We start from the raw sequence: 11,713 nt of genomic DNA, 5'->3' as shown, positions 1-11,713 counted from the left end.
TCTTGGTCATCTCTCTGGTTCCTTTACCGGCATTATCGCCGGATCAGGCCCAGAGCTCTCCACTTATCGGACTGTCTGAATTTCCGCCGCCACCTCTCCCTACGTGGCCCGCATCCTGATCCCGCTGATGCAGGCCCAGGGCGCCGACGAGGAAATCGCGGCGCTGTCGCTGGGCGCCTCCGGCTGGCAGATCTTCCGGCGCGTGACCTTGCCCAACATCAAGTGGGCGCTGCTCTACGGCATCGTCATTACCAATGCCCGGGCGGTGGGCGAGTTCGGCGCGGTGTCGGTGGTGTCCGGCACCATCATGAACCAGACCCTGACGCTGCCTTTGCTGGTCGAACAGCTCAACAACGACTACAAGACCGCCGCCGCCTTCACGGCCGCGGCGCTGCTGGCCTGCATGGCCATGCTGACGCTGCTGCTCAAGACCATCATGGAGTGGCGCCAGAAGCGGCGGGACGACACGCCGGCGCATTTCTCGCCCGAGGCGATGACCAAGCGCTGAAAACCGTCCGGGTCAGGCCGGCCGGTCCGGCCCTCGCAGCAGCACCAGCACCACGCCCGAGCCGCCGTCGTTGGCCCGGGCCTCGACGAAGGCCAGCACTTCTTCCTTCTGTACGAGCCAGCGCCGCACCTTTTCCTTCAGGATGGGCGTGCGGTTCTTCGATCCCAGTCCCTTGCCGTGGATGATGCGCACGCAGCGCATCTCCTGCCGCACGCAGGCGCGCAGGAATTCCCCCAGCGCCTCGCGGGCCTCTTCCACCCGGTGGCCGTGCAGGTCGAGCTGGGCCTGCACCGTCCACTGGCCGCGCCGCAGCTTGCGCACGATGTCCTGTCCCAGGCCGGTGCGGCGGTAGGACAGCGTGTCGTCGGTATCGATCAGCCAGTCGGCGCCGTAGTCGTCGGAAATGGATTCCCGCAGCACCTCGGATTCGTCTTCCCAGCGCTTGTAGGGCAGGGGAGCAGGCGCGACCGGCGAGGGATCGATCCTGCCCGTGTCCTTCAGCGGCACCACCCCGCCCACCAGCGCCCGAAACTCGACCGCCGCCCGCCGGGCTTCCTCCGCCCGCCGCCGAGCCTCCCGCTCAGCCGCCTCCGCCGCCAGCCGCTGCTCCTGCAACTCCCGTTGCAACACCTTTAGACCGGAGAGGCCGCTACTGCTACTGGATTTGCCCATTTTCAGCCCCTTTACTGTCCCATGGCCCGCCAGCCTATGTTTACTCCAGGATGCGGTGGATCCGGCTTGGCCGGTCCACCCGCATCGCCCCCTTGAGGGGGCGCCCGAAGGGCGTGGGGGTGGGTTTCCCTTCCGGTCCACCCGCATCGCCCCCTGGGGGGCGCCCGTAAGGGCGTAGGGGGGGGCTGACTAAACCATTTCGCCGTCCAGCCAGCGCTGGGCGTCCAGCGCCGCCATGCAGCCCGTGCCGGCGCTGGTGATGGCCTGGCGATACACGTGGTCCTGCACGTCGCCGGCGGCGAACACGCCGGGGACCGAGGTCATCGTGGCCAGCCCGTTCAGGCCGCTGCGCGTGATGATGTAGTCGTCCTTCATCTCCACCTGGCCCTTGAAGATGCCGGTATTGGGCTGGTGGCCGATGGCGATGAAGACCCCGGTGACGGCGATGTCCTCGGTCTGGCCGGTCTGGTTGTTGCGCAGCCGCGCCCCGGTTACGCCCGAGTCGTCGCCCAGCACTTCCTGCAGCTCGTTGAAGAGTTTCAGGATCACGCGTCCTTCCTGGACCTTCTCGTTGAGCTTGTCCACCATGATGGGTTCGGCGCGGAACTTGTCGCGGCGGTGGATCAGGGTGACGGTGCGGCAGATGTTGGCCAGGTACAGCGCTTCTTCCACGGCCGTGTTGCCGCCGCCGACCACGGCGACGTCCTGGTTCTTGTAGAAGAACCCGTCGCAGGTCGCGCAGCCCGAGACGCCGCGGCCCTTGTAGTTTTCTTCCGACGGCAGGCCCAGGTACTTGGCCGAGGCGCCGGTGGCGATGATCAGCGCGTCGCAGGTGTAGGTGCCCGAGTCGCCGACCAGCTTGAACGGCCGCTGGTCCAGGTGCGCGGTATGGATGTGGTCGAAGACGATGTCGGTATTGAAACGCTCGGCATGCTGCTGGAAGCGCTGCATCAGCTCCGGTCCCTGCACGCCGTTGACGTCGGCGGGCCAGTTGTCCACCTCGGTCGTCGTCATCAACTGGCCGCCCTGCTCGACGCCGGTGATCAGCATGGGCGACAGGTTGGCCCGGGCGGCGTAGACGGCGGCGGTATACCCGGCCGGCCCCGACCCGAGGACGAGGACTTTGGCGTGTTTGTCTTGGCTCATGATCTCAACAATTTCCTGGCGTCGTGCGCCCGATTTGCAACCGTCATCATAGGTGATCCCGCCCCGTCGCGTTTTCAACCCTGGAGCCTGCCGGGGGGCGGGAGAACGGAATTGTATATTTCTATGGCTGCGATAGCCCCGGGGGGGCTTGACCGGGCGCCACCCACTTATAATCAGCCCATGGCACGTACCGCTACCGCGGGAAATACCCGCAATTCGCAGAACACCGGCAATTCGTCCGGTGCCTTGCCCGGCCGCCTGTCCCGCCTGTTCCGCGAGGCGCGCTGGATCCTGTTCGCCGCCCTGGCCGTCTATCTGACCCTGGTGCTGGCCACCTACAACTCGGGCGACCCGGGGTGGTCGCATGCCGTGCAGATCGACCACGTCCACAACAGCGGGGGCCGTTTCGGCGCCTGGCTGGCGGACCTCATCCTGTTCCTGATCGGCGCCTCGGCCTGGTGGTTCGTGGTGCTGTTGTTGCAGCGCGTCTACGCCAGCTACCTGCGCCTGGCCCACCAGTTCCTGCGCGGCGGCTCCGACGCCGACGTGCCCCAGCGGGTGCGCTGGGAGCAGGGCCTGGGCTTTTGCGCCCTGATGATCGGTTCGGTCGGCCTCGAGGCGCTGCGCCTGCGGTCCTTCGGCGAATCCCTGCCGCACGGCAGCGGCGGCATGATAGGCGAGAGCATCGCCAAGTATGCCTCGTCCTCGTTCGGCTACACCGGCGCGACCCTGCTGCTGCTGGTCCTGTTCGCCATCGGCGCCAGCCTGTTCTTCGGTTTTTCGTGGCTGGTGGTGGCCGAGAAGATCGGTTCCTGGCTGGAGCTGGGGCTGCGCGGGGCCAGGAATTCCTGGCAGGCCCGCGAGGACCGCAAGGTGGGCGAGGTGGCCGTGCAGGCCCGCGCCGAGGTCGTGGTGGCCAAGCAGGAAAAGCTGGTCCACGAGCAACCCGTGCGCATCGAGCCGGCGGTTACGGTCGTCCCCAAGTCCGAGCGGGTCGAGAAGGAAAAGCAGCAGGCCCTGTTCGCCGAGATCACCGACAGCCAGTTGCCGCCGCTCAGCCTGCTCGATCCGCCGCCGCCGGCCCAGGAAACCGTTTCCACCGAGACCCTGGAGTTCACCTCGCGCCTGATCGAGAAGAAGCTGGCCGACTTCGGCGTCCAGGTCTCCGTCGTCACCGCGCAGCCCGGCCCGGTCATCACCCGCTACGAGATCGAGCCGGCGGTGGGCGTCAAGGGCAGCCAGATCGTCAACCTGGCCAAGGACCTGGCGCGGGCGCTGAGCCTGGTCAGCATCCGGGTGGTCGAGACCATACCCGGCAAGAACCTGATGGGCCTGGAACTGCCCAACCTGCGGCGCCAGACCGTCAAGCTGTCCGAGATTCTGGGCTCGCAGACCTACCACGGCAGCTCGTCGGTGCTGACCATGGCGCTGGGCAAGGACATCGCCGGCAAGCCGGTGGTGGCCGACCTGGCCAAGATGCCCCACCTGCTGGTGGCCGGCACGACCGGTTCGGGCAAGTCGGTGGGGATCAACGCCATGATCCTGTCGCTGCTGTACAAGGCCGACCCCTCTCAGGTGCGCCTGATCCTGATCGATCCGAAGATGCTCGAAATGAGCGTCTACGAGGGCATCCCGCACCTCCTGGCGCCGGTCGTGACCGACATGCGCCAGGCCGCCAACGCGCTGAACTGGTGCGTGGCCGAGATGGACAAGCGCTACCGGCTGATGAGCAAGATGGGCGTGCGCAACCTGGCCGGCTACAACACCAAGATCCACGACGCCATCAAGCGCGAGGAGCCCATCCCCAATCCGTTCTCGCTCACGCCCGATGCGCCCGAGCCGCTCCAGCCGCTGCCCATGGTGGTGGTGGTCATCGACGAGCTGGCCGACCTGATGATGGTGGTGGGCAAGAAGATCGAGGAACTGATCGCGCGCCTGGCGCAGAAGGCCCGCGCCGCCGGCATCCACCTGATCCTGGCCACCCAGCGGCCCAGCGTGGACGTGATCACCGGCCTGATCAAGGCCAACATCCCAACCCGGATCTCGTTCCAGGTCTCGTCCAAGGTCGATTCGCGCACCATCCTCGACCAGATGGGCGCGGAAGCCCTGCTGGGCCAGGGCGACATGCTGTACATGCCGCCGGGCTCGGGCCTGCCCACCCGCGTCCACGGCGCCTTCGTCACCGACGACGAAGTGCACCGCGTGGTCGAGCAGTTGAAGGCGCAGGGCGAACCCAACTACGAGGAAGGCATCCTGGAAGGCTCCATCGAGGGCGAGACCGGCGATGGCCTGAGCAGCGTGACCGGCATGGGCGACGCCGAATCCGACCCCATGTACGACCAGGCGGTGGAAGTGGTGCTCAAGCACCGCCGCGCCTCGATATCGCTCGTGCAGCGCCACCTGCGCATCGGTTACAACCGTGCCGCCCGCTTACTCGAACAGATGGAGCGTTCGGGTATGGTTTCCGCCATGCAGTCCAACGGCAACCGGGAAATCCTCGCCCCCGCCAGCCAGGACGAATGACCGGTCCTGCCGCGCTGCGCTACGGAGAGTCCCCTATGACGTTCGTTTCCAAGACCACCGCCTTCCTGGCCCGCGCCGCCGCCGGCGCCGGGCTGGCCGCGGCCCTGGCCCTGCCGGGCGCCGCGCTGGCGGGCGCCATCGACCAGTTGCACGCCTTCGCCAGCAACACCCAGTCCGCGCGCGGCAGTTTCTCGCAAGTCACGCGCGGGGCGTCGGGGCAGGCGGCGCCGGCTCAGTCCGGCAGCTTCTCGTTCCAGCGCCCCGGGCGCTTCCGCTGGGAGGTGGCCAAGCCCTACGAACAACTGATTGTCTCGGATGGCAAGCAGTTGTATCAGTACGACCCCGACCTGAGCCAGGTCACCGTGCGGGACGTGGGGCAGGCCATCGGTTCCTCGCCGGCGCAGATCCTGTTCGGATCGGGATCGCTGGAGCAATCCTTCAACGTGGCCGAGCAGCCCGAGCGCGACGGCCTGCAGTGGCTGCGGGCCACGCCCAAGACGCCGGACGCCGGTTTCTCGCGCGTGGACATCGCCTTCAAGGACGGCCTGCCGGCCCGCCTGGAACTGCTGGACGCCTTCGGCCAGACCACCGCCATCACCTTCAGCGGCATCGCCCGCAATCCGCAACTGTCGCAGGACAGTTTCCGCTTCACCGCGCCCGCCGGCGTGGACGTCGTACACATGGGCGGACAGGCGCCGGCCGGCGGCCGCTGACCCGCGTTTTTTCCACCCATGTCCGACCTGTTCCCCGACGACACGCCCCCGGCCGCCAAGGTGCCCGACGCCGCCGCGCCGCTGGCCGAGCGGCTGCGGCCGCGTACGCTGGACGAGGTCGTCGGGCAGAGCCATCTGCTGGGACCGGGCAAGCCGCTGCGCGTGGCCTTCCAGTCGGGGCGGCCGCATTCGATGATCTTCTGGGGGCCGCCGGGCGTGGGCAAGACCACGCTGGCGCGGCTCATGGCCAACTCCTTCGACGCCCAGTTCATCGCGATGTCGGCCGTGCTGGGCGGGGTCAAGGACATCCGCGACGCGGTGGTCGCCGCGCAGGCGGCGCAGTTGAAGGGGCGCCGCACCATTCTGTTCGTCGATGAAGTGCACCGCTTCAACAAGGCCCAGCAGGACGCCTTCCTGCCCTATGTGGAAAGCGGCCTGTTCACCTTCATCGGCGCCACCACCGAGAACCCGTCCTTCGAGGTCAACTCGGCCCTGTTGTCGCGGGCGCGGGTCTACGTGCTGCAATCGCTCAGCGCCGACGAACTGCGGCAACTGATCGCCAAGGCCATCGCCATGCTGGGCGACATCGAGTTCGACGAAGCCTCGCAGGCGCAACTGGCGGCCTGGGCCGACGGCGATGCCCGCCGCGTCATCAACGCGGTCGAGGTGGTGGCCGATTCGGCGCGCGGGGCGGGGCGCACGCAGGTCGACGCCGAATGGCTGGAGACCGCGCTGTCGCAGAACCTGCGCCGCTTCGACAAGGGCGGCGACGCCTTCTACGACCAGATCAGCGCCCTGCACAAGGCCGTGCGTGGCTCGGATCCGGATGCGTCCTTGTACTGGTTCTGCCGCATGCTGGATGGGGGCGCGGATCCGCGCTATCTCTCGCGCCGCATCATCCGCATGGCGGTCGAGGACATCGGCCTGGCCGACCCGCGCGCGCTGGACATCGCCACGGCGGGCGCCGACGTGTACGAGCGCCTGGGGTCGCCCGAGGGCGAACTGGCGCTGGCCCAGGCCGTGGTCTATCTGGCCTGCGCCGCCAAGTCCAACGCCGTCTACAACGCCTACAACATGGCCAGGCGCTTCGCCGCCGACAACGGCAGCGCGCCCGTGCCCATGCACCTGCGCAACGCGCCCACCAAGCTGCTCAAGCAACTGGGGCACGGCAAGCAGTACCGCTACGCGCACGACGAACCGCACGCCTACGCGGCCGGGGTCGATTACTTCCCGGACGGCCTGCGCGCGAAGTTCTACCAGCCCACCGACCGCGGGCTGGAAGCCAAGATCGGCCAGAAGCTCGCCTTCCTGCGCGAGCTCGACAAGGAAGCGAAGAAGGGTTAGGCGGCCGCGCCGCCGCAGGCGAAATGCGGCCGTAGCGATGGCGGCATCCCCCGCACCCGGCGCCGGTACTCCGACGGCGTCCAGCCCGTGTTGCTTTTCATGAAGCGCGTGAAGTGGGGCGGGGCGCTGAAGCCCAGATCGTAGGTGATCTCGAAGATGCTCTTCGCTTCGCCGGCCAGCAGCGCGAAGGCGGCGTCCAGGCGCCGCATGTTGTAGTAGGCCCGGGGCGTCATCCGCGTCGCCCGCCGGAACAGGGTGTAGAAGTAGCGCTCGGACACGCCATAGGCGCCCGCGCCGCGCCGGAATGCGGCGAAATCTTCCAGGTCGCGCAACTGGCCGGCGCGGGCATCGCGGCCCACGCGTTCCTCCAGGCTGTTGGCCTGGGCTGCCGTGTCGGGGGCGGGGTGGGGCGTCCGGTTTTCCAGCGAACGGACCACGGCCGCCTGGTACAGGGTTCGGACGCCCTGCGACACCGCCCGGGGGTCCGGGCCGGCGCGGAACAGTTCCGCCACCAGTTGCATGGCGTCGGCGCGCAGCGGGCCGGGCAGGGTGATCATGTCGACCGGATCGTCGTCCCCGGCATGGCCGACGGGCCCGGCGCTGTCGTTCAACAGCGGCGAGGCCTTGATCAGGATGGATCCGACCTGTCCCGGATGCCGCGCGCGTCCCGGCGCGGGCGGGATGGCATAGGTCTGCCGGGGATGGATGACCAGCGCGCGGAACTGGTCCAGGCGGTGCAGGCCGCCGTTCAGGCGGACGGGCAGAGGCTCCTGGTGCATGTTCACCAATACCTGCACGCAGTCGCGGGCGTGGTCCGCCAGCTCGACGCCCGACGCCATGACCGAGACCCGGCCGTAGTCCCCGCCGCAATAGCAAAGGTGGGGCGAATCGTGGGCGTCAGTTGGGATCGACAATATTCTTCTCCTTCGCCACCTTCGACCACAGGGCCTTCTCGGTCTGCACGACGTGTTCGAGGCTGGTCCGCCGCGTGTCCGGGACTTCGGCGCCCCACGAGGCGACGAGCTTGCGCACGTCGTCGTTGCCCGCCGCGGCGGTGATCTGCGAGGACAGCGCATCCAGTATATCGGCGGGCAGGCCGGCCGGGCCGAACAGCGCGATCCAGGAAGAGATGGCGGGCACGCCGCGCAGCTTCTTCTCGGTCAGCGTCGGTACCGCCGGCAGCTCCGGGCTGCGCGCCGCGGTGCTGACCGCCAGCGCGTCCAGCTTGCCGATCTTGATCTGCGGCAGCGCCGTCACCAGCGAAATGATGGCGATGTCCACGTCGCCCGCCAGCAGGGCCTGCAACTGGCGCGCGCCCGAGGCGTAGGGGATGTGGACCATGTCGATGCCGGCCGAGGTCTTGATCATCTCGCCCAGGAAGTGCATGCCCGAGCCCACGCCGGGCGACGCGTAGTTGAGTTTCTTCCGGCTGTTGCGGGCGCTTTCCAGGAACTTGTCGAAATCGGCGTAGGCGCCCGCGCGCGAGACGATGACGTACGGCGTGGCGACCAGCTGCGCGATGGGCCGCAGGTCGACTCCGGGATCGACGTTGCCCGGGCGCAGCGCCCACGAGGTCGTGACCGAGGTGCCCGTGGCCAGCAGCGTGTAGCCGTCGTGGGCGGCGTTCTTCACGTGCCGGGCCGCCACTTCGCCGCCCGCGCCCTGCTGGATCTCGACCACGACGGGCTGTTTCAGGCGTTCCGACAACTCCTTGGCGAACAGGCGCGTGGAGTTGGCGGGAAAGCCGTCGCTCCAGGCCATCACCACCTTGATGGGGCGGTTGGGGTAGGGCTGGGCGGTGGCCGGCTGGGGCAGCCATAGCGCAAGCAGGGCGGCGGCCACCCAGGCGTGAGGGCGGGTCTGGAGAAGGCGGAGCGGCACCACTTGTCGTTGTCTCCTGGCGGTTGATCGGGCGGGGGCCGTATGGGGCGGTTTCATTCTAGGAGCGGCCGCCGCGGCGGGCTTACCCTGGACTGAACAGGTGGGCAGCATTTACCCCCATTCGTGTCCGGTCCCGCTGTTCAGCGGGCGGTAACGCCCAGGGCCGGGCGCTCGCCAACAATGCTCGGGCCGTTTCCAACAACATGCCAATGACTTTTCCAACTATGGATATGACTCACGTATCGGTTCGCGGCGGACACGCATTCGAGCCGGCCTTCGTGCAGGCCGAGGACCTGCTGGCCCGCCCGAACGACGACAGGTTGTTCGTCGATGTCCGCCTGGGCGACCCGGAGATCGAATACCGCGCGTACCGCGACGGCCACATCTTCGGTGCCGTCCATGGCCAGATCCGCGATGCATTCGCGGCGGAACCCACCCCGGCAAGCGGCAACCTGCCGCTGCCCGGCCTTGGGCAACTGGCCGACACCCTGAGGAACTGGGGCGTCGGCCGGGACACCGAGATCGTCGTCTACGGCCCGACCCCGGCGCTGGCCGCCCGCGGCTGGTGGGTACTGCGCTGGGCCGGACTCGCCAGGGTGTTCCTGCTCGATGGCGGACTGAAGGCCTGGATCGCCGCCGGCGGCGCGCTGGCGCGCGGCGACGAACCCCATCGGCGCCGGTTGCCCGAAGTCCTGTCCCTGGCCGGAGGACATCTGCCGCAGATCGAGGTGGACGAGGTCGAGCGGCTGCCGGACGGCGCCGTGCTGGTCGATGCGCGGGACGAGGCATCCTACCTGGCCGGGCATATTCCCGGCGCCCGGCATCTGGCCGCCTCCGAGTTCTGGACCCCATCGGGCCGGCTGCGGCCCGCCGGCGAACGGGCCCGCCTGCTGGCGCAGGCCGGCCTCGAGCCCGGCGACGAGGCCGTGGTGTATTGCGGCGGCGGCGTCCTGTCCGCCCTGGTCGCCATGGCCATGGCCGACGCCGGCATCCGGCCCCGGCTGTACGTCGGATCGTGGTCCGAGTGGAACAAGGACCCGGAACGCATGCGCCGCAGCGCGGTGGGAGAGCGGGCATGAACGGGGCAACGGTCCAGGTCGACGTCGCCATCTGCGGCGGCGGCCCCGTCGGCCTTGCGTTGGCCTATCTGCTGGGCCGGGAAGGGCTGCGCGTCGCGCTGTTCGAGAAACGCCCCAGCACCACCGTGCTGCCCAAGGGCCAGTACGTCCATGCCTCCACCGCCGAGCTCTACCGGCAATGGGGCGTCTGGGAACTGCTGGAAGGCAAGGGGTGGTCCATTCCCCGCTCCAACGGCCAGGGCTTCTACGTGCGCATCGCCCAGGGCCCGGTGGCCGACGTCCGCTCCTCGCTGGGCACCGACGCGGAATACGAACACAAGTGGGCGCAGCTCGCGCCCGTCTATCCGCGCAAGGTCCCGGCCTCCGACTACGAGGCCGCGCTGCGCCACCAGGCGGCCGCCTGGCAAAGCGTCGCGCTGCACTTCGGCACCCAGGTGGTGGACGTCGAGGACCTGGGCCGCGGCGTGCGGCTGTCGGTGAAGGAACTCGAATCGGGCCTGCTGCGCGAGGTCGGCGCGCGCTATCTCGTGGCCTGCGACGGCGCCCGCAGCTTCGTGCGCAACCGCATCGGCCGGGGCGAGGACCATGGGCCCACCTTCGGCAACCAGGTGCTGGCCGAGTTTCGCGCCGACCTGGACGATACCCTGGGGCGCGACGGCTACTTCCATTCCTTCGTGCTGGATCCGCGCTATGCCGGCTGGTTCGGCAGCAAGCACCCGGATACCGGGCTGTGGCGCTACAGCTTTCGCCACGACGAGGATCCGCTGCCCGATACAGAAGCCCTGCTCGAACGGATACGCGGCGCGCTGGGCATGCCCGAGCTGCCCGTCGAGATCGTCCGCGTCTACCGCTTCGACTACACCACGGGCCTGCTGCGCAAGTGGCGCGAAGGCAATGTCCTGTTCGCGGGCGACGCGGCCCATTGGCATTCACCCTGGGGCGGCTTCGGCGCCAACACCGGCGTGCAGGACGCCAACAACCTTGCCTGGAAGCTGGGCCTGGTGCTGCGCGGCGCCGCGCCCGACACGCTGCTCGACACCTACGAGGTCGAGCGCAAGGGCAAGGCCCTGCTTACCGTCAAGGCGGCCACCTACAACTCGCTCAACTTCCAGGCCATCGCGGCGGCCATCGCCGTGGGCGAGCCCGGCGTCAGCCTGCACGGGACCTTCAGCCCGCAAGCCGTCGCCTTCCTGCGCGAATGCGTCGCGCCGCACGGCGACAACAGCGTGCTGCATACCGGCTTCCAGCTCGGCACGGTGTACGATTCCGCCGCCGTGATCCGCGACGGCGACCAGCCGCCGCGCGCCACCCTGGAGCACTACGAGGAAAGCACCGTGCCCGGCGTGCGCGCCCCCCACGTCTGGCTGTACGACTCCGCCGGCCGGCGGCTGTCCACCGTCGACCTGTGGGGCACCGCCTTCTCGCTGGTCGTGCAGCGCGATGTCCAGGCCTGGACCCAGGCCGCCCGCGCCGTGGGCCGGGAATTGGGCGTGGCCCTGCGCGTCGTGCATATCGGCCCCGAGGGCCACTACCGGGCCGACGAACCCAAATTCGGCCGGCTGTATCCGGTGGCGGACGGCGGCGCCGTGCTGGTGCGGCCCGACGGATTCGTCGCGCGCCGCCTGCCGGCGCAGGCCGGGGGCGCCGCCGGGCCGGCGCTGCGCGACACCCTCCGGCGCCTGCTGACCCTGGAGCCGGACGCCCGGGCGGCAGCAAGCCTGCCCGGACAAGAGGCCCCCGTGGGGTGAAGGCCGGCCGGGGAGGCTAAAATCGGAATACCCCGGCCGGGCCGCCTCGCGCGCCGCCCGCCGGGGCGACCTTTTTTCCTCCTCCCAACACGGCTTTTT

9 protein-coding genes and 1 pseudogene are annotated in these 11,713 nt (G+C 69.0%); 6 read left to right on the top strand and 4 right to left on the bottom strand.

Annotation, left to right across the window (positions count from 1 at the left end; translation table 11 throughout):
* Positions 1 to 91 precede the first annotated feature (91 nt).
* A pseudogene (locus tag ABD104_RS28765) lies at positions 92 to 508 on the top strand (ABC transporter permease subunit); the annotation flags it as partial.
* A gap of 12 nt (positions 509 to 520) precedes the next feature.
* Here ABD104_RS28765 and ABD104_RS28760 read toward each other — a convergent pair.
* Both ABD104_RS28760 and trxB read right to left on the bottom strand, forming a co-directional pair.
* Positions 521 to 1,180 (bottom strand): Smr/MutS family protein, encoded by a 660-nt coding sequence (locus ABD104_RS28760; protein ID WP_343928741.1) that lies wholly within the window; start codon positions 1,178 to 1,180, stop codon positions 521 to 523.
* Positions 1,181 to 1,369: 189 nt separating this feature from the next.
* Complete coding sequence (gene trxB / locus ABD104_RS28755; protein WP_279818934.1) at positions 1,370 to 2,326, bottom strand: thioredoxin-disulfide reductase; 957 nt, start codon at positions 2,324 to 2,326, stop codon at positions 1,370 to 1,372.
* A 180-nt stretch (positions 2,327 to 2,506) separates the two neighbouring features.
* Here trxB and ABD104_RS28750 point away from each other — a divergent pair, with 180 nt between their 5' ends.
* Genes ABD104_RS28750 through ABD104_RS28740 form a run of 3 tightly spaced genes read left to right on the top strand, consistent with a single transcriptional unit; the run spans position 2,507 to position 6,906 of the window.
* On the top strand, positions 2,507 to 4,849 hold the full coding sequence (locus ABD104_RS28750) for a DNA translocase FtsK (protein WP_343928740.1): 2,343 nt from the start codon (positions 2,507 to 2,509) through the stop codon (positions 4,847 to 4,849).
* A gap of 35 nt (positions 4,850 to 4,884) precedes the next feature.
* Positions 4,885 to 5,562, top strand: a complete 678-nt coding sequence (lolA, locus tag ABD104_RS28745) for an outer membrane lipoprotein chaperone LolA (RefSeq protein WP_343928739.1) — start codon at positions 4,885 to 4,887, stop codon at positions 5,560 to 5,562.
* An 18-nt stretch (positions 5,563 to 5,580) separates the two neighbouring features.
* Positions 5,581 to 6,906, top strand: a complete 1,326-nt coding sequence (locus ABD104_RS28740) for a replication-associated recombination protein A (RefSeq protein WP_343928738.1) — start codon at positions 5,581 to 5,583, stop codon at positions 6,904 to 6,906.
* On the opposite strand, the gene ABD104_RS28735 is transcribed toward ABD104_RS28740, so the two are convergent.
* A complete protein-coding gene (locus ABD104_RS28735; protein ID WP_343928737.1) occupies positions 6,903 to 7,820 on the bottom strand; it encodes a helix-turn-helix transcriptional regulator in 918 nt (305 codons plus the stop codon). The genes ABD104_RS28740 and ABD104_RS28735 overlap by 4 nt on opposite strands.
* A complete protein-coding gene (locus tag ABD104_RS28730; RefSeq protein WP_343928736.1) occupies positions 7,804 to 8,787 on the bottom strand; it encodes a tripartite tricarboxylate transporter substrate binding protein in 984 nt (327 codons plus the stop codon). Before ABD104_RS28730 ends, ABD104_RS28735 begins: the two co-directional genes overlap by 17 nt.
* Positions 8,788 to 9,011: 224 nt before the next feature.
* Between ABD104_RS28730 and ABD104_RS28725 the strand changes: the two genes are divergently transcribed.
* Both ABD104_RS28725 and ABD104_RS28720 read left to right on the top strand, forming a co-directional pair.
* The gene (locus ABD104_RS28725) at positions 9,012 to 9,866 is read left to right on the top strand and encodes a sulfurtransferase (protein ID WP_176400781.1); all 855 of its coding nucleotides are present in this window, start codon (positions 9,012 to 9,014) and stop codon (positions 9,864 to 9,866) included.
* Positions 9,863 to 11,614, top strand: coding sequence for an FAD-dependent oxidoreductase (locus ABD104_RS28720; protein ID WP_343928735.1), 1,752 nt, complete (start codon positions 9,863 to 9,865; stop codon positions 11,612 to 11,614). Before ABD104_RS28725 ends, ABD104_RS28720 begins: the two co-directional genes overlap by 4 nt.
* The last annotated feature ends 99 nt before the right edge of the window (positions 11,615 to 11,713 follow it).

The organism is Pigmentiphaga daeguensis (genome assembly GCF_039523035.1).
GTDB classification, from domain to species: domain Bacteria; phylum Pseudomonadota; class Gammaproteobacteria; order Burkholderiales; family Burkholderiaceae_B; genus Pigmentiphaga; species Pigmentiphaga daeguensis.
This window is presented reverse-complemented; position numbering and strand designations above follow the sequence as displayed.

What these genes read in the sequence shown, in the direction of transcription:
- ABD104_RS28725 (WP_176400781.1), top strand. Translation starts at nt 9,012, where the DNA reads ATGGATATGACTCACGTATCGGTTCGCGGCGGACACGCATTCGAGCCG.
- ABD104_RS28750 (WP_343928740.1), top strand. Translation starts at nt 2,507, where the DNA reads ATGGCACGTACCGCTACCGCGGGAAATACCCGCAATTCGCAGAACACC.
- ABD104_RS28760 (WP_343928741.1), bottom strand. Translation starts at nt 1,180, where the DNA reads ATGGGCAAATCCAGTAGCAGTAGCGGCCTCTCCGGTCTAAAGGTGTTG.
- lolA (WP_343928739.1), top strand. Translation starts at nt 4,885, where the DNA reads ATGACGTTCGTTTCCAAGACCACCGCCTTCCTGGCCCGCGCCGCCGCC.
- trxB (WP_279818934.1), bottom strand. Translation starts at nt 2,326, where the DNA reads ATGAGCCAAGACAAACACGCCAAAGTCCTCGTCCTCGGGTCGGGGCCG.
- ABD104_RS28720 (WP_343928735.1), top strand. Translation starts at nt 9,863, where the DNA reads ATGAACGGGGCAACGGTCCAGGTCGACGTCGCCATCTGCGGCGGCGGC.
- ABD104_RS28740 (WP_343928738.1), top strand. Translation starts at nt 5,581, where the DNA reads ATGTCCGACCTGTTCCCCGACGACACGCCCCCGGCCGCCAAGGTGCCC.